25 protein-coding genes are annotated in these 25,763 nt (G+C 32.2%); 13 read left to right on the top strand and 12 right to left on the bottom strand.

Annotated features, from left to right (window positions below; all coding sequences use genetic code 11):
* Positions 1–37: 37 nt before the first annotated feature.
* The 5 genes from FYJ81_RS05490 to FYJ81_RS05470 all read right to left on the bottom strand — a co-directional run bounded on the left by FYJ81_RS05490 (position 38) and on the right by FYJ81_RS05470 (position 4,769).
* Positions 38–913, bottom strand: a complete 876-nt coding sequence (locus FYJ81_RS05490) for a MurR/RpiR family transcriptional regulator (protein WP_107385089.1) — start codon at positions 911–913, stop codon at positions 38–40.
* A gap of 3 nt (positions 914–916) precedes the next feature.
* The gene (locus tag FYJ81_RS05485; protein WP_107385088.1) at positions 917–2,356 is read right to left on the bottom strand and encodes a PTS transporter subunit EIIC; all 1,440 of its coding nucleotides are present in this window, start codon (positions 2,354–2,356) and stop codon (positions 917–919) included.
* A 43-nt stretch (positions 2,357–2,399) separates the two neighbouring features.
* Positions 2,400–3,287, bottom strand: a complete 888-nt coding sequence (murQ, locus tag FYJ81_RS05480) for an N-acetylmuramic acid 6-phosphate etherase (RefSeq protein WP_107385087.1) — start codon at positions 3,285–3,287, stop codon at positions 2,400–2,402.
* Positions 3,288–3,293: 6 nt separating this feature from the next.
* On the bottom strand, positions 3,294–4,343 hold the full coding sequence (locus FYJ81_RS05475; RefSeq protein WP_107505307.1) for a MupG family TIM beta-alpha barrel fold protein: 1,050 nt from the start codon (positions 4,341–4,343) through the stop codon (positions 3,294–3,296).
* Between the two features lie 96 nt (positions 4,344–4,439).
* Complete coding sequence (locus FYJ81_RS05470; protein ID WP_019468335.1) at positions 4,440–4,769, bottom strand: hypothetical protein; 330 nt, start codon at positions 4,767–4,769, stop codon at positions 4,440–4,442.
* A gap of 115 nt (positions 4,770–4,884) precedes the next feature.
* On the opposite strand from FYJ81_RS05470, the gene FYJ81_RS05465 reads away from it, so the two are divergent.
* Positions 4,885–5,616 (top strand): CPBP family intramembrane glutamic endopeptidase, encoded by a 732-nt coding sequence (locus FYJ81_RS05465; RefSeq protein ID WP_192942960.1) that lies wholly within the window; start codon positions 4,885–4,887, stop codon positions 5,614–5,616.
* Positions 5,617–5,647: 31 nt separating this feature from the next.
* Here FYJ81_RS05465 and FYJ81_RS05460 read toward each other — a convergent pair whose 3' ends face one another.
* Positions 5,648–6,340, bottom strand: a complete 693-nt coding sequence (locus FYJ81_RS05460) for a helix-turn-helix transcriptional regulator (protein ID WP_019468333.1) — start codon at positions 6,338–6,340, stop codon at positions 5,648–5,650.
* A 529-nt stretch (positions 6,341–6,869) separates the two neighbouring features.
* On the opposite strand from FYJ81_RS05460, the gene FYJ81_RS05455 reads away from it, so the two are divergent.
* The 7 genes from FYJ81_RS05455 (at position 6,870) to FYJ81_RS05425 (ending at position 14,885) form a co-directional block, all read left to right on the top strand.
* The gene (locus FYJ81_RS05455; RefSeq protein WP_107385139.1) at positions 6,870–7,661 is read left to right on the top strand and encodes an inositol monophosphatase family protein; all 792 of its coding nucleotides are present in this window, start codon (positions 6,870–6,872) and stop codon (positions 7,659–7,661) included.
* Positions 7,662–7,783: 122 nt separating this feature from the next.
* Complete coding sequence (locus FYJ81_RS05450; RefSeq protein ID WP_107385140.1) at positions 7,784–8,743, top strand: LCP family glycopolymer transferase; 960 nt, start codon at positions 7,784–7,786, stop codon at positions 8,741–8,743.
* A 269-nt stretch (positions 8,744–9,012) separates the two neighbouring features.
* Positions 9,013–11,967, top strand: coding sequence for a formate dehydrogenase subunit alpha (fdhF, locus tag FYJ81_RS05445; RefSeq protein ID WP_107505041.1), 2,955 nt, complete (start codon positions 9,013–9,015; stop codon positions 11,965–11,967).
* Complete coding sequence (locus FYJ81_RS05440) at positions 11,967–12,431, top strand: DUF1641 domain-containing protein (protein WP_107505042.1); 465 nt, start codon at positions 11,967–11,969, stop codon at positions 12,429–12,431. The genes fdhF and FYJ81_RS05440 overlap by 1 nt, the downstream gene beginning before the upstream one ends.
* A gap of 125 nt (positions 12,432–12,556) precedes the next feature.
* The gene (locus FYJ81_RS05435; protein ID WP_181187396.1) at positions 12,557–12,841 is read left to right on the top strand and encodes a hypothetical protein; all 285 of its coding nucleotides are present in this window, start codon (positions 12,557–12,559) and stop codon (positions 12,839–12,841) included.
* 26 nt (positions 12,842–12,867) lie between these two features.
* Positions 12,868–13,644 carry an N-acetylglucosaminidase gene (locus FYJ81_RS05430; protein ID WP_154409424.1) on the top strand — a complete coding sequence of 259 codons (777 nt, stop codon included), beginning with the start codon at positions 12,868–12,870 and terminating at the stop codon, positions 13,642–13,644.
* A gap of 116 nt (positions 13,645–13,760) precedes the next feature.
* The gene (locus FYJ81_RS05425; RefSeq protein ID WP_107384155.1) at positions 13,761–14,885 is read left to right on the top strand and encodes an FAD-dependent monooxygenase; all 1,125 of its coding nucleotides are present in this window, start codon (positions 13,761–13,763) and stop codon (positions 14,883–14,885) included.
* A gap of 386 nt (positions 14,886–15,271) precedes the next feature.
* On the opposite strand, the gene FYJ81_RS05420 is transcribed toward FYJ81_RS05425, so the two are convergent.
* The 5 genes from FYJ81_RS05420 to FYJ81_RS05400 all read right to left on the bottom strand — a co-directional run bounded on the left by FYJ81_RS05420 (position 15,272) and on the right by FYJ81_RS05400 (position 18,442).
* Positions 15,272–16,228: a 2-hydroxyacid dehydrogenase family protein gene (locus tag FYJ81_RS05420; protein ID WP_154409423.1), complete on the bottom strand. Its 957-nt coding sequence runs from the start codon at positions 16,226–16,228 to the stop codon at positions 15,272–15,274.
* A gap of 163 nt (positions 16,229–16,391) precedes the next feature.
* Positions 16,392–16,709, bottom strand: coding sequence for a DMT family transporter (locus FYJ81_RS05415; RefSeq protein WP_107384153.1), 318 nt, complete (start codon positions 16,707–16,709; stop codon positions 16,392–16,394).
* Positions 16,709–17,029, bottom strand: a complete 321-nt coding sequence (locus FYJ81_RS05410) for a DMT family transporter (protein WP_107384152.1) — start codon at positions 17,027–17,029, stop codon at positions 16,709–16,711. The genes FYJ81_RS05415 and FYJ81_RS05410 overlap by 1 nt, the downstream gene beginning before the upstream one ends.
* Positions 17,030–17,298: 269 nt before the next feature.
* Positions 17,299–17,766 carry a CHAP domain-containing protein gene (locus FYJ81_RS05405; protein ID WP_107384151.1) on the bottom strand — a complete coding sequence of 156 codons (468 nt, stop codon included), beginning with the start codon at positions 17,764–17,766 and terminating at the stop codon, positions 17,299–17,301.
* Positions 17,767–18,079: 313 nt separating this feature from the next.
* Positions 18,080–18,442 (bottom strand): DUF4870 domain-containing protein, encoded by a 363-nt coding sequence (locus FYJ81_RS05400; RefSeq protein WP_107384150.1) that lies wholly within the window; start codon positions 18,440–18,442, stop codon positions 18,080–18,082.
* 253 nt (positions 18,443–18,695) lie between these two features.
* Between FYJ81_RS05400 and FYJ81_RS05395 the strand changes: the two genes are divergently transcribed.
* Positions 18,696–19,766 carry an NAD/NADP-dependent octopine/nopaline dehydrogenase family protein gene (locus tag FYJ81_RS05395; RefSeq protein WP_154409422.1) on the top strand — a complete coding sequence of 357 codons (1,071 nt, stop codon included), beginning with the start codon at positions 18,696–18,698 and terminating at the stop codon, positions 19,764–19,766.
* A 37-nt stretch (positions 19,767–19,803) separates the two neighbouring features.
* Positions 19,804–21,204: a Na+/H+ antiporter NhaC gene (gene nhaC, locus FYJ81_RS05390; RefSeq protein WP_154409421.1), complete on the top strand. Its 1,401-nt coding sequence runs from the start codon at positions 19,804–19,806 to the stop codon at positions 21,202–21,204.
* A gap of 805 nt (positions 21,205–22,009) precedes the next feature.
* Here nhaC and FYJ81_RS05385 read toward each other — a convergent pair.
* On the bottom strand, positions 22,010–22,744 hold the full coding sequence (locus FYJ81_RS05385) for a CHAP domain-containing protein (RefSeq protein ID WP_107384147.1): 735 nt from the start codon (positions 22,742–22,744) through the stop codon (positions 22,010–22,012).
* Positions 22,745–23,243: 499 nt separating this feature from the next.
* Here FYJ81_RS05385 and FYJ81_RS05380 point away from each other — a divergent pair, with 499 nt between their 5' ends.
* The 3 genes from FYJ81_RS05380 to FYJ81_RS05370 all read left to right on the top strand — a co-directional run bounded on the left by FYJ81_RS05380 (position 23,244) and on the right by FYJ81_RS05370 (position 25,628).
* A complete protein-coding gene (locus FYJ81_RS05380) occupies positions 23,244–24,296 on the top strand; it encodes an LLM class flavin-dependent oxidoreductase (RefSeq protein WP_154409420.1) in 1,053 nt (350 codons plus the stop codon).
* Between the two features lie 13 nt (positions 24,297–24,309).
* Complete coding sequence (locus FYJ81_RS05375) at positions 24,310–24,669, top strand: DoxX family protein (RefSeq protein WP_107384145.1); 360 nt, start codon at positions 24,310–24,312, stop codon at positions 24,667–24,669.
* 614 nt (positions 24,670–25,283) lie between these two features.
* Positions 25,284–25,628, top strand: coding sequence for a transcriptional regulator, SarA/Rot family (locus tag FYJ81_RS05370; protein ID WP_107384144.1), 345 nt, complete (start codon positions 25,284–25,286; stop codon positions 25,626–25,628).
* Positions 25,629–25,763 lie beyond the last annotated feature (135 nt).

Here is a 25,763-nt window from a genome sequence, read left to right as displayed (position 1 = left end):
TTTATTATGTTATTTAAAATGTGATGTTAGCATTGTTTTAGTGTTTAAATTGGATTTTAGATAAATGTTTACGGTAATTATCAAGCGCCATTTTTGACTGTGTGATTGAATCCAATGAGCGTTGATAATTTAAAGCGATAAATCGATAATACAGAATATCTACAGTGAAAAGTTGTGCAAACAAAGATGTTGTTGCGGCCATGCGCAGTTCATTTTCATCTGTTTGACCATAAATTAAAGTATAATCAGAAATTTTAGCTACAGGGTTATTGTTCGAACTTGAGATCGTAATGATAGGTATATTATAGTCGGTAGCAACTTTTGCCATAGATTGCATTTCACTATGACTACCTTGGTTGGTCACGAAAATAATACAATCTTGTTCATCATGTGTAGCCATGGTAGTCATTAATAAATGCGTTTCTTGTATTAAGCGCACATTTAAACCTATTCGAGACAATTTTTGATATAAATCTGTGACAATGACGAGTGATGCGCCATAACCAAATAAGAATATAGTACGCGCATGTTTCAATGTATCGCAGATGTCATCGATATGAGGTTGCTCAATTTGTGACGCAACACAACTCATTGTGTCGGTTGCTCTAGCTAACATTTTAGATTTGATAATATCGACTGATTCATTATCAATTAATTCCATATGATTATTGTTAATTGCATCTTCAGGCAAATAACGTGAAATTGTAATTTTAAGTTCTTGAAAGCCTTTTTCTGTGATTTTTTTGCTAAAACGTACAATTGAAGCAGTACTTGTATTAATTTCATTTGAAAGATCTTGGACAGACATATTAATAATACGATGCGGTTCATTTAAAATAAAATCAGCAATTTTCTTTTCACTTTTTGTAAAAGTTTCATAGATATTATCAATTTTATAAAGTACGTTGGTCATAGTTTAACCACCTAAGTTATCAGATTCTCTCATTGATTTTGTTGTACCTAAAAAGAAGGTGAAGAGGAAACCACCGATGTAAGCAGCGATTAATCCTGCAATATATCCTAAGTACATATGATCTGAAATCAAAGGTAACAATGAAATACCACTTGGTCCAATAGCATTGGCACCGATGTGTCCAATACCACCAACTACTGCGCCACCAATACCTCCACCAATACATGCTGTAAAGAATGGTCTACCAAGAGGTAACGTAACCCCATAAATTAAAGGTTCACCAATACCGAGGAAACCAACAGGAAGTGCACCTTTAATTGCATTTCTCAAAGTAGTATTTTTCTTACATCTTACCCAAAGTGCTAATGCGGCGCCAACTTGTCCTGCCCCTGCCATGGCAGCAATAGGTAATAAGTAAGTAGCACCAGATTGATTTATCATCTCAATATGAATAGGCGTAAATATATGATGTAATCCTAACATAACTAATGGTAGGAAGAAAGCACCAATGATAAAGCCACTAAAGACGCCACCGATATCAATAACACCATTGACTACGGATACTAAACCATCAGAAACAAAGCCAGCTAATGGCATGATGATAAAGATTGTTGATAAGCCGATAACGAACAAAGTAATCGTAGGTGTTACGATGATATCTATGGCATTTGGTACAATTTTATGTAATCTCTTTTCTACGAGACTTAATAACCAAACTGCAAAGATAACACCTATTATACCACCTTGTCCTGCTTGTAAAGGTTCACCTGTGAAAATATTAGTAATCATATTTTCTTCCGTTAAACCTGTTAATAACGTTGTCCCTCCAATAACACCACCTAAACCTGGTGTTGCACCAAATTCTTTTGCAGCGTTTATACCCGTGAAGATTGCTAAATAAGCTAACATACCATCTTTAATTACATTAAAAACAGTGACAAGTTGTGTGATCCATGCGCCAGATATGACCTCGGCCGCAAGTAAATTGCTTAAAACTGCACCAATACCACCAATTAAACCTGCACCAATAAATGCTGGAATCAATGGGATAAATATATTTGCGATTGTTTTTAATAGTTTATTGAACTTACCGCGTTTTTGTTTGCTTTGAAAAGCCGCCTTGTTTTCTTTAGCTCTTGCTTCAGTTTCAGCTTTATAATTTTTATCATGGTGTGAAATGGTTTCACCTAAACGCACACCACTCATTTCAGATATATGGTCAGCTACCTTATTAACTGTGCCAGGCCCAACGACAACTTGTACACGGTCGTCTTTGACCACACCTATAACGCCGTAAGTAGATTTTAATTTATCATAGTCAACTTTATTTTCATCGTGCACTTTAATTCTAACGCGCGTCATGCAATTTATAACATTTTCCATGTTCTCTAAACCGCCAACTGCATTTACAATGTTTTCTGCAAGTTTTTGTTCTTTAGTCATCGTAAAACCCTCCTATATACATAAATTATTTTAAGTACTTGGTTTAATCTCTGATTGCTTGCTTAACGATGTGGTTATTGTTGTCTAAACGCTGTTTTGCGTCTGCTTTTGATGTATCACACATATGCATAACGATAGCAACTTTAAGGTTATGATCTGCGGCATTATATAGCTTCTCAGATTGTTGATATGATGTGTCACAGATATCTTGTACGATGCGTATAGAACGGTCAATTAATTTTTGGTTTGTAGCTTTTACATCGACCATGAGATTATCATATACTTTACCGGCACCAACCATTGTGATAGTTGAAATCATATTAAGTATCAATTTTTGTGCTGTTCCTGATTTTAATCTAGTGGAACCTGTTAATACTTCAGGGCCTACATTAACTTCAATTGCTTTTGTAGCTATTTTACTTATTTTAGTATTTGTATTGCATGCAATTGAAACGGTGTGTGCACCAATGCTATTTGCATATTTTAATCCTCCGATAACATAAGGTGTATTACCACTTGCAGCAATACCGATCACAACGTCTTTTTCATTAAGGTGAATATGATGTAAATCTTCTTCTGCCAAAGAAGTGCTATCTTCAGCACCTTCAACAGCAACTGTCATTGCTCTTTGACCACCTGCAATTAATCCAATCACTTCATCTGGGGACGTATTGAAGGTGGGGACACATTCAGCAGCATCAAGCACACCTAATCTTCCACTCGTTCCAGCCCCCATATAAATTATTCGACCACCAGCTCTAAATTGTTTTGTCGTGATTTCTATGACTTTAGTTAATTCTGGTATGATTTTTCTAATTTGTTGAGGAACCTTTTGATCTTCATCATTCATTGTTTTAAGAATTTCTGTAATAGACATTTCATCTAAATGCATTGTAGCTTTATTTCTGGATTCAGTAGTTAAATCACTCATTAATTTCTACTCCCTTGTTTTAATAATAAATTTAAAAGTATCATTTGGTTTCATGCAATGAACCAATCTGCGCTCGGACTCACAAATTTTACCTATAACATTAACATGCGGATGCGCTGGTAAGTCAGCTTTCAAGAGTTGTAATTCTCCTTGATAGCGTCCGTTCAGTTTATTATCAATTGTCACAGTACCTGTATCTCGATTTGTCGTATTAAAAGTATTCATTTCACTTGTACAATAGTGTCTAGCTTCTTGTGATCGAATTACATCTTGTGGGTTGTCTGAGCGTACAGTGTGCGTTTGCTGTAATATCGTAGTCGCTTGAATATCAAATAAATCAACTGTGAATGTGAATGTTCTATGGCATAATACATTCATTAATTGTTCGTCTAGTGGCGTATTAAGTTTAGAATCGCCAATCAAAATTTGTGTTGTCTGATGATCTAATAGTAGTTGTGCACTTTCAATAGGGTGTTGTGTTCTTGTTGATTCTATAGTTGGTAAACCTTTGAATAAAGGTCCACGCTTTGTTGTACCTGAGATAAAACCGTAAATTGTTGCGTTTGGATTATACTTTAAAATTAGTGAGTTTTGATGATGTACAAATTTAGTTGTTAAACCTGTATCTGGCCGTGGGTAATAATTATGGCAGTAACATAAATGCGTAAAGTCTTCGAGTTTTTCATAGAGTTGTTGAAGTAGTGATTCGGAAAGTATGCTTGCATTTAAACAACAGTCAAAACCGTGTTGAATGATGTCATTAATAATTTCTATAGAAGTACTGTGATCAATACGAATCATAAATTGAGCATGATGATATGATTGCAGGAATTCATAAAAAGAATGATTCAGCAATGAAGGATTGATATCAATCATATACGTAAGATGTTTGTCTGATAAATAATTTAAAAGTTCTCCTAAATAGCGATATTTAGATGCTTCATCTTCCTCTGGAATTTGAACAGATGTGAAAATGGTAGTATATCCTAAAGCAATCATTCGTCTAATATACGATTTATCAATGGGTTGTCCTAAATAAATGGAAAAGCCATGCATGTTATCACTCCTATATTGCTGTAATCGATTTCATTTTACAATACATGAAAAAGTATTACAATTTTAAATTTAAAAAAATATCATTTTGAAATATTATTACAAAAATGTTTGTAATAACTTGTGTGTTTCTAATAATTGATTTTGTAAGGTATCAAGATACTTAATTGTATTGCCGATAGTGAGTTCTTCAATAGGGTTCTGATCATGTATTAAAAGGAATTGGTAATAATTATAATGTGGCAAAGAAAAACGTTGTAAGGATATGTCTGAGAATAGGATGAGCTCGTCTTCAATAAATTGTTGGATATCTTGTTTGTATTGTTGTTTCTTTTTATTTTGAGTAACGATGGCAAATTTATATGTTTCAATTAAATTGAGTAGTTTATGAATGTGTTGAGCGAGTTGATGATATTCTAAGTTATACATAAAACGGATCCTTTCATATAAAATTTAAAATGATGAATATGATTTTCTGGAATTGTTAAGAATGGTAGGATATACAATATAAAATTTAAAATGATTTTAAAGGGAGCTGTTGAAAGTGGAAAGAACAAAATATCGTTTTAAAGATATTGTGTGGAAAGACTTTTCTCTGATTGCGATTTTAATTGTAAGTATGATTGCTTTTACATTGGTTGGTATTTTATTTAGTTTCGTTTATGTAGATCATTTAACAGAAAAAATAGTGATAAAGTTAAGTGTTGTTATACAACTACTCTCATACGTTGTCACTGTGTTTAGTTTTTATTTTTTACATATTAAAGACTTTAAAATGCATTTGAAGAAAAATACAGCATTTATAAAGCAACATTATTTATTTCTGATTACAGTAACAATTATAATGATGATTTGTAGTGCAATTTATAACATGACTATGCAAATGTTACCTGATGACATTGGTTTTAATGAAACTCAAAACGAGCTAGAACTAATGAATTTGTTTGATCAACCTTCATTTTTGCCATTTACATTTTTATTGATTGTAATTGGAGCACCATTAGTGGAGGAAATATTTTTTAGACATTTACTGATAGGTGAACTAGGGAAGAAATTTAATGCTATTGTTATGGGGATTATTTCAGCTATTCTATTTTCATTAATGCATGTGATGGGAGCGGAATCTCCATTTGAAATAGGGAGTTATATAATTTTAGCAATTGCTATGGTATATGCATACATCAAATCAGGATTTAAATTAATAGCAAGTGTAAGTATACACATGCTTAATAATTTAATTTCATTTATTTTTACGCTTATTACGTTATATACATAATGTGAACCCTTGAAAAAATCCCATTGAGTTTTTAGGACTCAGTGGGATTTGAAAATTGTTGATAGTTATTGATAGTAATATCTTGTGTTTTTATTTTTTTCTCAAAAGAATATGAAATATCATGGATATCAACAATAGGTATTTCATTTGTTTTACCGAGACCAATTTCAAAAATAACTGCTTTCCATAATCCGTCTGTACATAATAATCCGATAAAAATTACATTTTCAGTAATAATGTCGTTATCTTTATTATACTCCATTGCCATCACATTTCGTTCAGTGCAGTAGATTAAAACCTCTGAAAAGATGGGTGGCAAGTCAACATGCGTTTGTTGATTAAATTTTATATACCGGTCGAGCTTTTTAAGCGCTCGTCTCATTTTCGTATAAGGTAAATTTAAACATTTTTTTATAATTGCGTTTATCTCTTCTTTATATGGAAGTGTTGTATATGATTGACTTTCATTCAATACTAAGAATAAAGCAGTAAGTTGATTGTCAGTTAATTCAAGCTCATAACTATTAGGTGTTTCTTGAAGTTGATAACCGCCTAATTTGCCATGTTTTGCTAGAATTTTTACCCCTTGATCTTCTAAATCTTGTATATCTCTTAAAATCGTACGTTTTGATACATCTAAGTCTATCGCAAGTTCTGAAGCGGTAATTTGCTTATTTTGCTGTATTGCTTGTACCAATTTATTTTGCCTTTCGCGTTTATTCATTAGAAAGTCACCTCCCAAATGATTACATATTACATTCATTATAGCATAAAAGTGACAATGACGACATTTATAAAGTTTTAAAAAAAGTTATAGAAAACGCTTACATTTTCAGATTGTTTATGTTAGTATAATAATTAGTAACAAGGGGGTAGCGAAAAGATAACAAAGGGGTAGGCTATTACATATAGTTTTGTTAATATCTTTTTCGTACGAGTTACTAAGCAAACATCTTCAATATTTATTACTTACTTTCCTTTCTATTTAGAGGCTGGGGCAAATTAATTGTCTCAGCCTCTTATCGTTTTATTGGATTTCATCTTTGTCAAGATGATTGCAATGAAATGATTTTAAAATAAATTCGATTTCAGTCCTATTCCTTTATTTATGGTATTGAGTCTATATAGAACAATAATTAATGGTAAAGGTTTGTTACTGTAATTATATTTATATGATAAAATAAAACAAATTATACATATTAAATAATTAAAATGAAAAAAATTTATTGATTCGTTTAAAGAAGGGGTCTCAAATGAATAAAGAAGCGTTATTAAACATTGATAATTTAGTAAGAGATTGGCTAACAACATTAGATGATATTATTCCACAGTTAATCAAAGAAATGGTTACTTCAACGAAACAAAATCGATTTGATTTAGTGACCAATGTAGATAAATCTATTCAACAAAATTTCGAACAATTTTTACAGCAACATTTTCCAAGCCACCAACTCTTCGCTGAAGAAAAATCAAATGATGACATCTTAGCAAAAAAAGGACATGTATGGGTCATGGATCCGATTGATGGTACTACAAATTTGGTTAAGCAACAAGAAGATTATTGTATTATTTTGGGCTACTTTGTCGATGGGGAACCTGCACTATCATATATCTATGATTATCCACACGGCAAACTTTATAAAGCAATCAAAGGGCAAGGCGCATATATGAATGGTAATTTATTGCAACAGCCTGAAGCTATTCAATTAAAAGATGCAATTATTTCATTTAATACATTGGTGATGAATGATGATACGATTCATGAACTCAATGATGCTTCTTTTGGATATCGTTTCATTGGCTCATGTGGTTTAGATTCCGTGCGTGTGATTTTAGGGCAATTTGGTGCGCATGTAAATACTAATCCCAAACCATGGGATATTGCTGCACAATTTTTATTCGCTGAAGAATTGGGATTAAAAATGACGACATTAAATAATACAACTTTAGATTTTGCGAAAGCAGGACCTTTTATTATTAGTAATAAAGCTTGCCATAAAGAAATGTTGACGATTCTAAATTCAGGATCTGGATATCAAAAATAATTATTTAAAATTATTAATTATTTAACAATAGGTCTTAAGCACCATGTTTATTAAATAAGTTTACTATATAATTTATAATTAATTGAAATAGAAAATCGAATATAGAATGGAGAATGAAAAAGGTGAATCGTTCTAACAAATATAATAAAAAGAAAATGGGTTTGCCCACGAAAGTATTTTTGTGGTTCTTGGGTATATTGCTAATCTTAGCAATTTTAGCTGTTGTTTATTTAGGGTTTAAAATATTTTCTGTTGGTGGGGCAATACATAACCCATTAGATAGAGATAAATCATCTTTGAGAGAAGAAAAAGCTAATCTTAATAATGGAGATCCTTTTACGATTGCTTTATTTGGCGTAGATTCAGATGCTAAAAGGGATGCCGAAGGTGGGGGACAACGTAGTGATACGATTATGGTGTTATCTATCAATCCTGAGAAGAAATCCTCTGAAATTGTGAGTATACCTAGAGACACTCAAGCGGATATTGTAGGTAAAGGTACAACTGAAAAAATTAATCATGCGTATGCTTATGGTGGGCCTGACATGGCTGTGAAGTCAGTAGAAAAACTATTGAATGTGCCAATAGATCACTATGCAACGGTAGATATGGACGGCATGAAAGATATGATAGATACCGTGGGTGGTATTGATGTCACTAGTAACGCTACTTTCTCATATGATGGATTCCAATTTAATGAAGGACAAAAGTCTCATATGGAAGGAAAAGAAGCAATGGCATTTATAAGAAGTCGTAAAGAAGAAGGCGCTGGTGGCGACTTTGGTAGACAAGAGCGTCAGCAATTAGTGATACAAGGTCTAGCCAACAAATTAACGAGTATCAGTTCAGTTACACATTTTAATTCGTTGATGAATCACGTTGAAGACAATGTGAAAACAGATTTGACTTTAGGAGAGTTAAACAAAGTTAGAGGTAATTATAAAGATGCAAACGATAACGTGCACCGTCATCAATTAGAAGGTCAAGGCGGGATACAAGATGATGGGCTTTATTACTTTATACCTAGCCAAAGCTCGTTATCTGAAATAGAAAGCGATATAAAAGATAATTTAGGTATTTAGTTTAATAAATACACGCAATCAATTACATTGGTTGCGTGTATTTTTATTTTTGTCATTAAAATAATCAATACTCAGCGAAAATGTTTAGCACTATAAAATAATATTTATATTAAGCAGGCGAAAAATAGTGGAAAGCCTTAACATTTTATTGATTTACATATACAATATAAATAACATTACCAAAAAGTGTGGGGCTTTTAGGATGGAATGTTATCAAACATCTTTGATTCATAAACATGGGCTTTATAAAATTAATAGGGGTGAATAGTATGCAAGAACATTTAATTATTACATTAGATGGCAAAGATTATCTTGTGGAACCCGGCACAAACTTACTACAATTTATTAAATCACAAGATACGTTTGTACCTTCTATATGTTATAACGAATCGCTTGGTCCTATAGAAACTTGTGATACGTGTACAGTAGAAATAGACGGTGTGATGCAACGTGCTTGTAGTACGACGATAGATAAACCAATGATTGTTAATACACAAAATGATAATGTACAAACAAGTCAAAAAGAAGCTTTAGACCGTATTTTAGAAAAACATATGCTTTATTGTACAGTATGTGATTATAATAATGGTGATTGTGAAATTCATAATACAATGGATCAGTGGGGTCTCGAACATCAAACATATGAATACAAGGAAAAACCATATGAAAAAGATTATGGTCCATTCTATCGTTATGATCCAGACCAATGTATTCTATGTGGGCGCTGTGTTGAAGTTTGTCAAGATGTCCAAGTCAACGAAACTTTAACGATTGATTGGGAACGTCAACAACCGCGTGTCATTTGGGATAATGATACAACAATAAATGATTCATCATGCGTTGGGTGTGGTCAGTGTGCGACGGTATGTCCTTGTAACGCAATGCTAGAAGTCAATATGGAAGGTAACGCTGGCTATATGACAGATTTAGAGCCAGGATCACTTGCTGCGATGATCGATTTAACTAAAAAAGCAGAACCAGGTTATGGACCGCTATTTGCGGTATCTGATTCGGAAGCAGCGATGCGTGAAGAACGCATCGAAAAAACTAAGACTGTATGTACATATTGCGGTGTTGGTTGTTCATTTGACGTTTGGACAAAAGGTAGAGAAGTATTGAAAGTACAACCTCAACATGAATCTCCAGCAAACAAAATTGCAACGTGTGTGAAAGGTAAATTCGGTTGGGATTATATTGATTCAGAAGAAAGATTAACTAAACCATTAGTACGTAAAAATAATCAATTCGAAGAAGTAGAGTGGGATGAAGCACTACAAGTGATTTCTGATAACTTTAACAAGGTAAAAGCTTCTCACGGCTCAGATGGTCTAGCATTCATTTCTTCATCTAAAGCGACAAATGAGGAATCATATTTAATGCAAAAACTTGCGAGACAAGTGATTGGTACAAATAACGTGGATAACTGTTCTCGTTACTGTCAAGCCCCTGCAACCAAGGGATTATTTAGAACGGTAGGACATGGCGGTGACTCTGGTTCAATCGAAGATCTTGAAATCGCTGACATGGTTGTTTTAATAGGGACAAACACTGCAGAAGCGCACCCAGTCATCGCTTCTCGTATTAAACGTGGACATAAATTATATAATAATACTTTAAATGTGTTTGATATACGTAAACATGAAATGGCTGAAAGAGCTGATAACTTCTATCAACCTAAACCAGGTACTGATTTAGTATGGTTATCAGCTGTGACAAAATATATTATAGATAATGACCTACACGATAAAGCTTTTGTTGATGAATGGGTAAATGGCTTCGATGAATATCATAAATCTTTAGCACCATATACGATGACATTTGCCGAAGATACAACAGGTATTTCGCAAGAAGCGCTCATTGATTTTGCGCATCAAATGGTTAATGCTGAAACAGTGTCAATTGCCTGGGCTATGGGTGTAACACAACAAGATATTGGTAGTGACACGTCTACTGCAATATCCAACTTATTATTAGCTACAGGTAACTATAGAAAACCAGGTACTGGTGCATATCCGCTTCGTGGTCACAACAACGTACAAGGATGTAGTGATATGGGGAGTATGCCTGATCAATTCCCTGGTTACCAAAAAGTGGTAGATGATGAAATCCGCGCTAAATTTGAAAGAGAATATGGTGAAACATTACCAAGTGTTCCTGGCAAAGATAACCATCAAATGATGGAAGGCATTCATGCTGGTGAAATTGACGCTTTGTATTTATATGGTGAAGATACAGGTATCGTTGATTCAAATATTAATTATGTACAAGCTGCACTTGAAAAAGTTGGTTTTTTAGTCGTACAAGATGAATTTTTCACTTTCACTGCTTCATATGCAGATGTAGTTCTACCGGCATGTCCATCACTAGAGAAGACGGGTACTTTCACCAATACTGAACGTCGTATCCAACGCTTATATCAAGCACTTGAACCTAAAGGTGAATCAAAACCAGACTGGGTCATTATCCAAGATGTAGCTAGAACATTAGGTTATGATTGGAATTACACACATCCAAGTCAAATCATGGATGAAATTGCTAAATTAACACCATCTTATTCAGGTGTTAATTATGACAGATTAGATGGATACAATAGTTTACAATGGCCTGTTGCTGAAGACGGCACAGACCAACCAACATTGTATTTAGATGGATTTAACTTTGAAGACGGTAAAGCGAATTTCTATCCTTTAACATTTGATAATTTCTTTAAAGTTAATGAAGAATACGATTTACATGTTAACAACGGACGTTTATTAGAGCATTTCCACGAAGGAAATATGACATACAAAGTACCAGGTCTTGCGTATAAAGTTCCTCAACCGTTCGTAGAGGTATCTCCAGAGCTAGCAAAAGAAAGAGATATTCATGAAGGGGCAGAGGTTAAGTTGATTTCAGACAGTGGTGAAGCTGAATTAATCGCACACGTAACAGATCGAGTGAAAGGGAAAGAAATTTATATTCCATTAAATAACAATGCCATGATTAATGGCGATCAAGGCGCTATTAACTTATTGACAAATAGTGATGTGGATAAAGATACAGATACACCTTCTTATAAACGTACAAGTTGTCGAATGGAAGTTAAAACACGCAGAGGAAAATCACCATTGAACCCAACAAACTTCCGAGTAAATAAACAAAGACAACCACAGTATAGTGTACGTGTTGAAGACAAATGGAAACGTGATGATTACACTTTCCCAGGAAGTCAGGTGAATAAATAATGGCTGAGAGAATAACGAAAATTAAACGCATGCAAAAGTCTGAAGAACAAATTAAACAAGAAAGTTTAGCAGAAGTTACCGATGCAATTGCAGCAAATAAAGATAGTATTATGAAAGCTATTAATATTATTAGCACGTTAGACGATGCCAAAATACTAGATGCGCTATCAGGTATCGTCAATAGTCGAGGTGTTATCGCTAATAAATTCGCAGTTGAATTAAATAAAGAACAATACACAGGATTGATTACCAATATGGCATCACTTGTTTTCCTTTTAGGTGATTTGAATGTCAACGATTTGAGCATTATGTTAAATAAAGTAAATAAAGGCTTAAGTGTTGCAAATCAAGCTAGTCCAAACCAAAAAACATCTATTACTGGTTTAATGAGTGTACTTAAAGATGATGAAATGAATCGTAGTTTAACTTATATGTTAAATATGCTCAGAGGTATGTCTAGATAATAAAATGAAGTGCATATATTATATGAAAAAGCTCTTATTGTGAATTTTATTCACATAAGAGCTTTTTGCTATTATAAATGACATATTGAAAATTAAGTAAATATGATACAATTTCAATGAATAGAATGATTGATTTAGAATTTAGTTACAAGGAGTGGAGACTTATTAATCCGAAATTAATTAAAACCATGGCTATTATTTCAAATATATTTTTAGTCATTGGTATTATATTTTTAATTACTTTAAATGTTGTGATGGCAATTACAATGTTTGTTGTTTCTTTGACAATTAGCTTAGTAATTTTCAACACATTATTTAGAAATCGAAAGGGCATGCGTATTGCAATTAACGTTTCCTTTATAATCGTTCTTATTGCGGTTATTTTTGCCTATTTCACATTAACTCAATAAAATGCAATGCAGGGAGATTTTAAAATATGAATGATCGTGTTAAGCAACGTATACCGTTAATATTATTAATATTAATTATCGCTATATTTGTGATTTTATTAATAATAAATGAAACATCTTTATTTGAGAAACAAAAGACCCATACTTTTAATGAAGCGGTAGATAAACAAGTAAGCTCAGATGCATTAAATATGAAAGAACAAGAAGGTAAATTTATTAAAGCTTCTACTGCAGATGTGAAAAAAGCAATGGAAGTTAATAGTGATCAAGACGATTTAAATCATATGGATATTTCTGAAAAAGTATCTATGTCCGAAGACGAGATAAATAAAATTTTAAAAAATAAAGGTATATTAAAAGGGAAAGGTAAAACTTTCCTAAAGGCACAAGATAAGTATGATGTTAATGTTTTATATTTAGTGAGTCATGCCCTAGTTGAAACAGGTAATGGTAAATCAGAATTAGCAAAAGGTATTAAAGATGGAGATGAAAGATATTATAACTTTTTTGGTATAGGTGCATTTGATGAAAATGCAGTACATACTGGTAGTAGCTTTGCAAAAAAACAATCGTGGACATCCCCTGAAAAAGCAATTATGGGTGGTGCTCAATTTGTAAGGAAAAATTACTTTGATAATAAACAAATATCACTTTATCAAATGAGATGGAATCCTAAGACACCTGGTGAGTATCAATATGCAAGTGATGTGGATTGGGATGACAATATCGCTTGGTTTATGAAACATTTTTATAAAAATTTAGGCATTAAAAAAGATGACATCAACAAAGATTATTATTTGTAGTGACATCATAAAAGATTACAACCGCAATTTTTAGAAACTTACATTACATTTTGTTATGTTATTATACAAATGTGAATATAATATTAAAAGATTAGGGAAAGTTGGAGTGAATAAAGATGAAAATAGCCATCGTCGGTGCAGGTATAGGTGGTTTAACTGCAGCAGCTTTATTAATAGAGCAAGGTCATGATGTAAGTGTATTTGAAAAAGAAGATACAGTATCTGAATTAGGTGCTGGTATTGGCATTGGTGGTAATGTCATTGAAAAACTAAATGGTCATGATTTAGCAAAAGGACTGAAAAACATTGGACAAGTTATTGATGTGATGGAAGTTCGGGATGAAAAAGACAAACAATTATCAAAACTTAAGTTGAAAAAAAACACTGTTAATTTAACAATGTCACGCCAAAGTTTATTAGATGTGATTAAATCTTATGTGCCTGATAGCGTAATTTTCACAAATCATAATGTAACAGGAATTGAAAATGGGGACTTGAAAGTGACCTTACAATTTTCTGAACAAACTTCACAATCATTTGATTTATGTATCGGCGCTGATGGTATCCATTCAAATATAAGGCAAGCATTAGTACCAAATAGTAAACCAATTTATCAAGGATACACAGTATTCAGAGGCTTAGTTGAAGATATTGATTTAAAAGATAACCACATTGCTAAGGAATTTTGGTCTACAAAAGGTAGAGTGGGTATTGTGCCATTATTAAATAATCAGGCTTATTGGTTTATTTCAATTTCTGCCAAAGCACATGATACTAAAATACATGCTTTTGCGAAACCACATCTACAGGCAAGATTTAATCATTTTCCTAATGAGGTTAGACAAGTTTTAGATAAACAAAGTGAAACAGACGTATTATTACATGATATGTATGATTTAAACCCATTGAAATCATTTGTTTATCAACGTGTTGTGCTTTTAGGTGATGCTGCTCATGCAATGACACCTAACATGGGGCAAGGTGCTGGTCAAGCAATGGAAGACGCTATTGTTCTCGCGAATTGTGTGCAATCATATGATTTTGATTTAGCTTTGGAACGCTATGATAAATTACGTGTGAAGCATACAAAAAAAATAGTGAAGCGCTCTAGAAAAATAGGGAAAACTGCGCAAAGAACAAATAAATTTGTCGTTAAAGTGAGAAATAAAATTGCTAAAATCCTTCCTGATCGATTACTATCCAATCAGACAAAATTTATTTATAAATCGAAAGAAAAGTAAAACATATATTTAGAACAAAACGCTCAATATCATAAAGGCCGTAAATGTATTTTAGAAAAATACATTTACGGCTTTTTATCTAAATTGACTATTATTTTGTTAACTTTACTAAGGTGATAATCTAGTTTGTCATTTTCAATGCTTAAATTATGTCATATAGAACTATCTGATTAAATTTAATTTGCTCTTAATTTTTATTGCATAAACAACCTTGCAAATAGAAAAACACTTCCGTGCTATTCATTTAAATAAATAGCACGGAAGCGTTTTTATTTTAATCCTATTAATTGCGGGAGTTTATAACTGTTTTCAATAGAAACTGGTATTTAAACATAAGTCAAAAATGAAGATATCTCAGTGTCTATGTTTTGTTAAATAATCAGTGATTAATTAACGACAAATTTAGGTTCTTCACCATTAAGTTTACTTATTGTGTCATTAGCTACAATTTTTGACATCATATCACGAGATTCAAACGTAGCATTACCAATGTGAGGTGTAATAACAACATTATCTAATGATTTCAGTTCATCATTAATTTCAGGTTCAAATTCAAACACATCTAATGCTGCGCCTTCGATATCTTTATTTTTCAATGCTTCTACTAAAGAGGCTTCATTTACGATAGGGCCTCTAGCTGCATTAATGAGATAACTTGTTGGTTTCATTAATTTGAATTGTTCAGTGTCAAATAAATGGTGTAAATCAGGATTATATGCAGCATTAATTGTAATAAAATCTGAGTGCTGTAAGAGTGTATCAAAATCAACATATTTAGCGCCTATTTCACGTTCTTTATCAACTTTTTGATGAGGTCCTGTGTAAAGTACGTTCATATCAAATGCTTTCGCACGTTTTGCCACTGCGCTTCCAATTTCTCCTAAACCAATGATTCCTATTGTTTTACCAGAAACTTCTCTGCCACGGAAGAATAATGGTGCCCATCCGTCAAATCCGGTTGTACGACATAATTTATCGCCTTCAGGAATACGTCTCGCTACAGCTAATACAAGTGCGAAAGTTAATTCTGCTGTAGAGTTTGTTGAAGCTTTTGGTGTATTTGTTACATCAATTTGCTTTTGGCGTGCGTGTTCAACATCTACGTTATTGAAACCAGCGCCATAGTTTGTGATGATTTTTAAGTTTGAGCCTGCATCAATCACATCTTTATCAACATTAGTAGATAGAAGGCTGATTAAAGCGTCGGCATCTTTAACGCCTTGGATCAATGTTTCTTTATCAATAATTCCTTTACCTTCATACATATCGACTTCATAACCTTGTTCTTTTAGCAAGTTATACCCAACTTCTGGTATTGGGCCTGCAATGAAAACTTTTACCATGTATAATCACTTCCTTTACCTAAAGTATAGTAAATTTTATATAAGTAAACAAACTTTTACATTGCTCTCAATTATAACAAAGTACATATTACATATAATTATAGTTCTAAAATAAAGTGATTATTTTATTATCGTAGATATTGCGTTAATTTAAAAAGTTATTTTAGCCAACAATTTTCAAACCAACAATTGCTAAAACAATGATAACAATAAAGAAAATACGTTTGATATTTTTAGATTCATTATAGATGAGCATGCCAGCTAGCGTGCCACCACCTGTACCGATACCGCTCCATACAGCATAAGCAGTCCCCATAGGTATACCCATTGTCATCGCTAGTTTAAGTGTGCTGAAACTACAAATAAAGGCAACTGCTAAAAGCACAACGAATGCTTTCTTTTTAGTACGAGCAATTTCATTTAGAATAATGACACCAATAACTTCTAGTAAACCAGCCATAAATAGTATGATCCATGCCATTATTGTTCAGCCTCCTCTGTAGTTAATTTAAGACCGATAATTCCAATTACAAGTAAGATAACTAATGCTATTTTCGCAATGTTAAAATGGTCTCCGAAAAACATCATATCAACCAGTACCGTTCCAATTGCACCAATACCTACAAATACAGCATAAACAGTTCCAACAGGTAACGATTTACAAGCTGAAATGACTAAATAGAAACTCAATATTAAAATAATAATCGTACCAGCCCAACTCAAGAATGAGTCAGCAGTGTTTAATCCAGTAACCCATAATATTTCTATAATTCCTGCTACGATAACTTTAAGCCACTGCATTTGGTTCAACCTCCTTTTTGCATGAAACGCTATTATTTTCTCAAACTTTTAATTAGCCTGCAATATGTAGACATCATTTCAATATAAAAAAGCCTAAGACATTAAAGAATGTCTTAGGCTTTTATAAGTTACTACTTATTTATTGAAAACGAATTGCTATTGGCATTTTTAACATAAACAACCATATTTATCATACGTATAAAGTCGCTATTTAAGCACATGGCTTTATATTACATATGCCTCCCAATAGTGATTATTTAATGGCAATATTAGTTAAGGTGGATATAATTATATGAACTAGCTTCGCCAGCTGAAATTGTACGTTCACTTACTGAGTATGGTCCACCATTATAGTTCATTTCAGAAACATTTACAGAACCATCACTGTTTACATTTTCAACGTATGCTACGTGGCCCATGCTACCTTCACTAGATTGTAAGATAGAACCTGCCTCTGGAGAATTGTTAACTGTATATCCTGCTGAAGATGCTGCAGAAGCCCAATTATTTGCATTTCCCCATGTAGAACCGATTTCGCCACCTGTTTTATCAAATACGTACCAAGTACATTGTCCAGCAGTGTATAAGTTTGCACTTGAACCTGATGTAGCTTGTGTTGTGTTTTGATTAGCTTGTGTAGTTTGTTCAGCTGCATTTGCTTCATTTCCGTGATCTAAACCTACAATTGCTGCGCCGATACCTGCTGTCAATGTTGTTGCTGTTACTATTTTTTTCATAATAAAAAAGTCCTCCCAAATTTAATTCATCTATTATTTTAATAAAATTTATTTTTATAATTACTGCGTTAGTTTCAACGACAATTTATACAATAACAGAAGATCATCACTTTGTGTGGATTGTTACGTATTTGTAAAACAATTAAAAAGACCTCACATATTGTTGTAATAAACAACACGTGAGGTTACAAAAGCGAATATTGTTGTAATATGGTAAAAAATGCGCAAGTATAAGGTTTAAATACATAATATACACATCTGCTGGATTTGTATATTACAATGAGTGTAAAGAATCACAAAATTTTGATTAAAATTATTTGAAAAATCTAATAGATAGCGGTGGTAAATAATCTTCACCATTATACGCTTTTACTGCTGCTACAATTGTAAAAATAAAGTTTAAAATTGCGATGATAGGAAATAGAATAAATCCTATGAGAATGAACATCAAAATAGTTGAAACGGTTAACCAAATAACATATGAAATTAGGAAATTAAAATAATTTTTACCTGCTCTATCAACGAATGCTGAGTCTTCACGTTTAATAAGCCAAATGATTAGTGGTGCTAAAAATGTAGTGAAAAAACTAAGTACATAAATTAATGTTGCCATCAATCTTGAATCACTATTAGGTTCCTGATTTAATACTTCACGATTTGAGTAAGCTTCGGTCATTATTATTCCTCCTTTTAACTTACTATTACTATAACAAAACCAAAAATGAGTTGTACATTATTTGAAAAATTTTATAAAAAAGACTGTTTACAATGTTGCGATATTGTTAAAATATAGAAATGCACATAAGCAAGTATTTAATTGAAAAAATTAAATAGGTTGTATGCCAGTGTTTATCATTTTTCTTAATAGGTTATACATGAGAGTAATGTTTAACACGAAAAATTTGATGTTTAAAGAAAGAAGGGTGTTTATGAAGATAGCAATCGTAGGATCAGGTAATGGTGCTGTTACTGCAGCACTAGATATGGTTAGCAAAGGACATGAAGTCAAGTTATATTGTAGAAATCAATCTTTAGATAAATTTGATAAAGCCATTGAACAAGGTGGTTTTACATTTAATAATGAAGGTGAAGAAACCTTCGTAAAATTTACTGACATAAGTGACGATATGGAATACGTACTTGAAGGTGCTGATGTTGTACAAGTTGTTATACCATCATCATTCATTGAACATTATGCACATACTATGGCACCATTTATCAAAGCACATCAATTAATATTCTTTAATATTGCTGCTGCAATGGGATCAATACGTTTTATGAATGTACTAGAAGATATGCACATTGATGTAATGCCTAAGTTTGCTGAAGTAAATACATTAACTTATGGTACACGTGTCGATTTTGAGGCAGCGCGTGTCGATTTATCTTTAAATGTTAGAAAAGTACATTTTTCAACATATGATAAAGAAGAGTTAAGTGATAGCTTCGATACAATAGAAAAATTGTATCCTTATATTGTAAAAGAAGAAAGCTTGTGGAAAACAAATTTAGAAAATGGTAACCCTGAAGTTCACCCTGGGCCAACGTTATTAAATGTAGGAAGAATTGATTATGCTGACACGTTCGCTCTGTACGAAGAAGGGATTACGAAACATACTGTGCGCTTATTACATGCAGTAGAGTTAGAAAGACTAACATTAGGACGTAAATTAGGATTTGAGTTATCATCTGCAAAAGAAGCTCGAATTGAACGTGGTTATTTAGAAAGACAAGATGAGGATGAACCACTTAACCGTTTGTTTAATACGAGTCCCGTATTTTCTCAAATTAAGGGACCTAATCATGTGAAGAATCGTTATTTAACAGAAGATATTGCATATGGTTTAGTACTTTGGTCAAGTTTAGGACGGGAAATTGATGTACCAACGCCTAACATTGATGCGATTATTATTATTGCATCTACAATATTAGAACGTGACTTCTTTGAAGAGGGATTAACGATAGATGAGTTAGGAAAAGATAAGTTAGGATTGTACTAATTATAATATTCATTCATATAAATAAGGGGAAATGTGTATGAAAAGACAACCAACTTTTTTAGAATCAATTTCAACGATCATAGTGATGATTATTATTGTAATTACTGGTTTTGTTGTGTTTGATATTCCAATTCAAGCATTACTTATTCTTTCTTCAGCTTATGCTGCAATTATTGCGAGACGAGTAGGTTTAAAATGGAAAGATTTAGAAGAAGGCATTACCAATCGCTTAGCAACAGCAATGCCAGCGATATTTATTATATTATCTGTAGGTATTATCGTAGGTACTTGGATGTATTCTGGAACAGTACCTGCACTGATTTATTATGGTTTAGAGTTTTTAAACCCTAATTTGTTTTTAGTATCAGCATTTATTATTTGTGCAATTACCTCAGTTGCTACTGGAACGGCATGGGGGTCAGCATCTACGGCAGGCATAGCACTGATGGCGATAAGTGCACAACTAAATATTCCAGCTGGGATGGCTGCAGGTGCAATCATTGCAGGTGCAGTATTTGGTGATAAAATGTCACCACTATCAGATACGACCAATTTAGCAGCGTTGGTAACTAAAGTAAATATCTTCTCACATATAAGAGCGATGATATGGACAACGGTGCCAGCATCTATAATTGGATTAATTGTATGGTATTTTGCTGGTTTACAATTTAAAGGTAGCGCGAATACTTCGCAAGTTAATGCGATGCTTAAGGAGCTATCAACGATTTATAACATCAACTTTTTTGTATGGTTACCCTTAATCATTATCATTGTATGTTTATTGCTTAAAATTTCCACGGTGCCGTCGATGTTAATCTCCAGTGTAAGTGCGATTGTTATTGGCGCATTTAATAATGGATTTAATATGACAGATGGCTTTAAAGCCACTTTTGATGGATTTAATAAAAGTATGGTACCCAATTTACATGGCTCATTATCTGATAAAGTTGTTAATTTAATAGAACAGGGCGGTATGATGAGTATGACTGAAATTGTAGTTACTATTTTTTGTGGTTATGCCTTTGCTGGTATAGTGGAAAAGGCAGGATGTTTAGATGTGATATTGAAGAAAATATCTAGTAATATCAATTCAGTGGGTACTTTAATTCTTGCCACAGTTTTAGGTGGATTAATGATGGTGTTAGCTGCAGGTGTTGCTTCTGTGGTAATAATTATGGTTGGTGTATTAATGATGGATATGTACAATAAAATGGGCTTGGATCGGTCAAATTTATCCAGAACATTAGAAGATTCAGGTACAATGATTATACCATTGATACCATGGGGCACTTCTGGTATTTATTATACTCAACAATTAGGTGTTTCTGTTGATCAGTTCTTTATTTGGGCTGTACCTTGTTATTTATGTGTCCTATTTGCGATATTTTATGGCTTTAGTGGTATTGGCATAAAAAAAGCTAAAGCTAGCGAAGGATAAAAATTATATATTAGCAACATGCTAAAATAAAATAAAGCGTAGTAATATATTCAAACTTTAAACTTGTTTATATTACTACGCTTTAGATAGATTTAAGTGAAATTAATAATAATATGTTTATGGGATGATAATTCGGCTAAACAAAACTATGGATGAGGTGGTTCCGTATTAAATATAGTGTTTATTGTAGCGATAATACTTTATTTTAAGGAATACATCAATATTTCAATATAGGTAAAGATTTTAAATATCCTTCTATTATCTATTTTATAGTCGGTTTTATATTGTATATTGTAGCGATGGTACAGTATAAAACCGATTTATCTGGAAAATACAATAATGATATATGTATCGTTACATGTCAATAAGTAAAGTATTAATTGAAAATTTTTATGACTATACTTCAGTTTAATCTATAATGATAGTAATGTTATATTTACAAAAATATAGGTATGAATGAAATTGCTAAATTGAGATACTATTCGATGAATAAATGTTTTATTGCTTTTAAAGTGTCTGGGACGAATCAATGATGTCCTAGACTTTTTTTATTTTATTGCTTATATTGTAGAATGCTTCAATGTCAAAATAGTTTCATTTTATAAAACACCTGAGTCGTCAGCAATTTTAAAACCGTTTTAAATGAAGACATTGTTCAAATATATATCACGAATGCCATTATGTTATCGAAACAATATCTAAAAGTGAAATAAGAAAGCGCCAATTTCTATATTATTACAATAGAAATTGACGCTTATTTTTAGCCAGTGATTTTGTATCCTACCCGCTTATATATTTACGATTATTAGTGAATGTAGTTATAGCTTGAAGCTTGGCTAGCTGAAATTGTACGTGAAGTAACAACACCAGGACCTTGGCCATAGTTCATTTCAGATACACGGATTGAACCGTCACTGTTTACACTTTCAACATATGCTACATGTCCCATAGCACCAGTTGAAGATTGTAAGATTGAACCTTGTGAAGGTGAGTTATTTACTGTGTAACCTGAAGCAGCTGCAGCGCTTGCCCAGTTGTTAGCGTTACCCCAAGTTGAACCAATTTTACCGCCAACTTTATCAAATACATAATAAGTACATTGTCCAGAAGTATAAAGGTTGCTAGAAGAACCTGAAGTACTTGAAATAGAACTTGATGAACTTGATGGTGCGCTAGTTGTAGTTACTTTGATGTTGCGGTCTGAAGTTGAGTTTGAAGCAGCTCCACCGCCACCTGTTGTATTGTTAGCTGTATATGATTGAGTTGAATTACCATATGTAGAACCGTAATTACTGTTTTGACCATTATTTGTAGCACCATTATTATTTGAATGAGCTTGGTCAGCTTGACTTGGATTCCAATTACCTTGCCAAGTATAGTGGTAATTACCTTGTTGATCTATAGTATATGAATAACTATAAGAAGTTGGATCATTAGGGTTATAACCATTATTGTTTTCAGCAGCATCTGCTTCGTTTTGTGCAAATGCAAAAGTAGCGATTCCTGCAGTAGCGATTGTAGCTGTAGCGATTTTTTTCATTGTAAAATATCCTCCTAATAATTATAAAGCATTTAATTTATTATCTCAGTCTCTAAATGACAATAGTTTAATATAGTTTTTTTCGTTGTTTTAACGACAAGCAATACTTTATCAGATAATGGTCGATTTGTGTGCAATGTTATCATTTTGTAATTTAACTCTAATAATTAATCATTAGATGTAACAAAAAACATTAACTTTTTATAGGCCTAAATGCCCATTATAATCGTATTTTAAGGTCACTTACGTGTAATATTGCACTCTAATTTATTACAAATCTGTAAAATAACAGAAAATTACAAATGCTAATAAATGCTAAAATTTAGTTATTTAAATAATATATTATTTTCTAAAGAGAAAGATTATTTATTTTTGAAAGAATTGAGAATAATTGATACAAATGTTTGCATGATATTAATGAGCAATGATATTGACAGTTTATTTGAAAGGTTTTAAGATAATGAGTATAAAAAATATACTTGATAAGCGAGGTGAATGAATGAAAATTGAGATTGGCTTAACATCTTTTGCTGATAATAGTGAAATTTTCACCGATAAAGGTAAAGAACCTGCAGTTAGTAATGCTCAGAGGATAAGGAATATAATAGAAGAAATTGAAATTGCAGATCGTTATGGTCTTGATGTTTATGGATTAGGAGAACACCATCGACCTGATTATGCTGTTTCTGATCCAGTTACAGTATTAGCTGCAGCTTCTAGAAATACAAAGCAAATTAAATTGAGTAGTGCTGTTACTGTATTATCCTCAGATGATCCTGTAAGAGTTTATGAAAGGTTCTCAACATTAAATGCAATTTCAAATGGTCGTGCTGAAATAATGGTAGGAAGAGGTTCATTTATAGAATCATTTCCATTATTTGGATATAACTTAAATGACTATGAACAGCTATTTAATGAAAAGATTGAATTATTGATGCAAATTAATCAAAATGAAATTGTAAATTGGACTGGTCAACTGAGAGCGAACATACAAAATTTAGGTGTGTATCCTAGAGTTGAGCAAGGTGTTTTACCTATTGCTATAGCCACAGGTGGAACGCCAGAATCTTCATTGAAAGCAGGAGCATTAGGATTACCTATCACTTATGCTATAATTGGCGGTGACCCTAAAAGATTCCGTAGAAATATTGATATGTATAAATCGATAGCTGAATCTTATGGTCACGATGTGAGTAAATTACCGATTGCTACACATTCTTGGGGTTACATTGCTGAAACGGACGAACAAGCTTTTCGTGAATTTTTCCCTTCAGTAAAAGCAAGCCATGATGTATTAGCTAAGGAACGTGGGTGGCCACTATATGATGAAAATAGCTTCATACGTGAAGCAGGACCGCATGGGGCATTATATGTTGGTAGTCCAGAAACTGTAGCTAATAAAATTATTGAAACTGTTGAAACATTAGGTTTATCTCGCTTTATGTTGCATACCCCTGTGGGCTCAATGCCTCATGAAAATACAATTAACACCATTAAATTATTAGGTGAGCGGGTAAAACCTATTGTAGATAAATATTTTGAAAACAAATAGAAGGAGAGTAAAAATGATATTACGTTATTTAACAAATTTAAAATTAGCAAAAGAATTATATGGTGCGGCAAAACCTAAATTAAAAGGTGACAAATCTATGAAAGATACCTTTACTGAAGTGTTTAATTTGCCAGCAAATGCAGTACCTTTAGCTGGTGCTTTAGAAGGATTAAGTGCAGTATTTTTCGTATTAAGCTTTGCAAGTAAAAGACTATCACGCATTGCTTCACTATTAACTATTACAGTGCTAGGTGTAGCAGCGTATAAACACTTTGAAGCTGGTCATGGTAAAGCAGGTGCAAAACATGCACTTGATTTAACAGGATTAGCAGCACTTAGCTTATTAGATACTTTAGATTGTAAAAAGAAATAATTAATCATTAAAATATCAGCTGGGTATGGATATAATACAGCGTTTCGTTTTAAATGAAAAAGTAAAAATGATAGTTAACACAACTTGGGACTTTAATAAATGTCTCAAGTTGTTTTTTATTTATCGGCAGACGCCTAGTGAGAAAACGCTTGTACATAGTGATAGTAGAAATAGTAAAAAGCGAATCGTTCAATTTGAGAATGCTTATTTGATAGTTATGCGTTTAAAATGAGTATATGCTACATATAGATGCATTACGTTAGACCTGTTGATTTAAATTTAGTTGGTTGTCTTATGTAACCATATTTGTAATTGATATTTCAAAGTATATTTAGTTTGCTTTTGTGGAGTTCAATTTATTAAATTAACGTCAAATACTAATAATTTTAAAAATTTATAAGAGGTATTAATGAATTTTTAGTAACAAAAAGGATATATGTAGCACTAAATTTTAATAATAAAAAGTGGTATTAAAAAAATAGTAGCAATTCCTAATATTTTTCATAGTAAGCCATATTGAATTCAATAGCCTAAATAGGATAAAATTATATTACATAAAGACAGGCACACTTTGAAATATATTAACATCATGAAAAAACATAAGGAGTGGTTTTATGGAAAAATTAAAAGAACTAAATGAACTAATAACTTTGTATCAAAAAGGAAAGCAGTTTTTCAAAGAAACTAAAAAATATCACAAATTAAATTATGAAGAAATATTTATTTTGAATTATATACATGAATGTCAATCTTATGAAGTTACTGCGAAAGAAATTGCACAATATTCAGAGTTAAAACCGTACTATTTAACGAAGGCACTACAAAAATTAATTAAAATGGGCTATTTGAGTAAAAAGAGAAGTGATATTGATGAACGTACAGTTGTTGTATATATAAATGAAGCGCAACATCAAAAAATTGAACATATGATAAAAACATTACAAGATTATCTCAAGTAACTTGTTTTGGAAAATGAGTCGTGTTACATATATAAAAAAACGAATATTCTGAAAAGTGTAATTTTATTTTATTAATTATATATTGAACTAAAATATTATTTGAGTAAAACTTTAAATGTGATATACTAATATTTG

Origin of the sequence: Staphylococcus sp. McC-251-APC-3A2, from assembly GCF_009695665.1 — a bacterium.
Taxonomy (GTDB): Bacteria; Bacillota; Bacilli; order Staphylococcales; family Staphylococcaceae; genus Staphylococcus; species Staphylococcus cohnii.
Note: the sequence above shows the minus strand (reverse complement) of the source record. Positions and strands in the feature narration are given on the sequence as shown.

What these genes read in the sequence shown, in the direction of transcription:
- FYJ81_RS05380 (WP_154409420.1), top strand. Translation starts at nt 23,244, where the DNA reads ATGAAAATTGAGATTGGCTTAACATCTTTTGCTGATAATAGTGAAATT.
- FYJ81_RS05485 (WP_107385088.1), bottom strand. Translation starts at nt 2,356, where the DNA reads ATGACTAAAGAACAAAAACTTGCAGAAAACATTGTAAATGCAGTTGGC.
- FYJ81_RS05375 (WP_107384145.1), top strand. Translation starts at nt 24,310, where the DNA reads ATGATATTACGTTATTTAACAAATTTAAAATTAGCAAAAGAATTATAT.
- fdhF (WP_107505041.1), top strand. Translation starts at nt 9,013, where the DNA reads ATGCAAGAACATTTAATTATTACATTAGATGGCAAAGATTATCTTGTG.
- FYJ81_RS05460 (WP_019468333.1), bottom strand. Translation starts at nt 6,340, where the DNA reads ATGAATAAACGCGAAAGGCAAAATAAATTGGTACAAGCAATACAGCAA.
- FYJ81_RS05440 (WP_107505042.1), top strand. Translation starts at nt 11,967, where the DNA reads ATGGCTGAGAGAATAACGAAAATTAAACGCATGCAAAAGTCTGAAGAA.
- FYJ81_RS05420 (WP_154409423.1), bottom strand. Translation starts at nt 16,228, where the DNA reads ATGGTAAAAGTTTTCATTGCAGGCCCAATACCAGAAGTTGGGTATAAC.
- murQ (WP_107385087.1), bottom strand. Translation starts at nt 3,287, where the DNA reads ATGAGTGATTTAACTACTGAATCCAGAAATAAAGCTACAATGCATTTA.
- FYJ81_RS05385 (WP_107384147.1), bottom strand. Translation starts at nt 22,744, where the DNA reads ATGAAAAAAATCGCTACAGCTACAATCGCTACTGCAGGAATCGCTACT.
- FYJ81_RS05410 (WP_107384152.1), bottom strand. Translation starts at nt 17,029, where the DNA reads ATGCAGTGGCTTAAAGTTATCGTAGCAGGAATTATAGAAATATTATGG.
- FYJ81_RS05405 (WP_107384151.1), bottom strand. Translation starts at nt 17,766, where the DNA reads ATGAAAAAAATAGTAACAGCAACAACATTGACAGCAGGTATCGGCGCA.
- FYJ81_RS05475 (WP_107505307.1), bottom strand. Translation starts at nt 4,343, where the DNA reads ATGCATGGCTTTTCCATTTATTTAGGACAACCCATTGATAAATCGTAT.
- FYJ81_RS05425 (WP_107384155.1), top strand. Translation starts at nt 13,761, where the DNA reads ATGAAAATAGCCATCGTCGGTGCAGGTATAGGTGGTTTAACTGCAGCA.
- FYJ81_RS05415 (WP_107384153.1), bottom strand. Translation starts at nt 16,709, where the DNA reads ATGGCATGGATCATACTATTTATGGCTGGTTTACTAGAAGTTATTGGT.
- FYJ81_RS05490 (WP_107385089.1), bottom strand. Translation starts at nt 913, where the DNA reads ATGACCAACGTACTTTATAAAATTGATAATATCTATGAAACTTTTACA.
- FYJ81_RS05370 (WP_107384144.1), top strand. Translation starts at nt 25,284, where the DNA reads ATGGAAAAATTAAAAGAACTAAATGAACTAATAACTTTGTATCAAAAA.
- FYJ81_RS05435 (WP_181187396.1), top strand. Translation starts at nt 12,557, where the DNA reads ATGATTGATTTAGAATTTAGTTACAAGGAGTGGAGACTTATTAATCCG.
- FYJ81_RS05470 (WP_019468335.1), bottom strand. Translation starts at nt 4,769, where the DNA reads ATGTATAACTTAGAATATCATCAACTCGCTCAACACATTCATAAACTA.
- nhaC (WP_154409421.1), top strand. Translation starts at nt 19,804, where the DNA reads ATGAAAAGACAACCAACTTTTTTAGAATCAATTTCAACGATCATAGTG.
- FYJ81_RS05430 (WP_154409424.1), top strand. Translation starts at nt 12,868, where the DNA reads ATGAATGATCGTGTTAAGCAACGTATACCGTTAATATTATTAATATTA.
- FYJ81_RS05400 (WP_107384150.1), bottom strand. Translation starts at nt 18,442, where the DNA reads ATGACCGAAGCTTACTCAAATCGTGAAGTATTAAATCAGGAACCTAAT.
- FYJ81_RS05395 (WP_154409422.1), top strand. Translation starts at nt 18,696, where the DNA reads ATGAAGATAGCAATCGTAGGATCAGGTAATGGTGCTGTTACTGCAGCA.
- FYJ81_RS05455 (WP_107385139.1), top strand. Translation starts at nt 6,870, where the DNA reads ATGAATAAAGAAGCGTTATTAAACATTGATAATTTAGTAAGAGATTGG.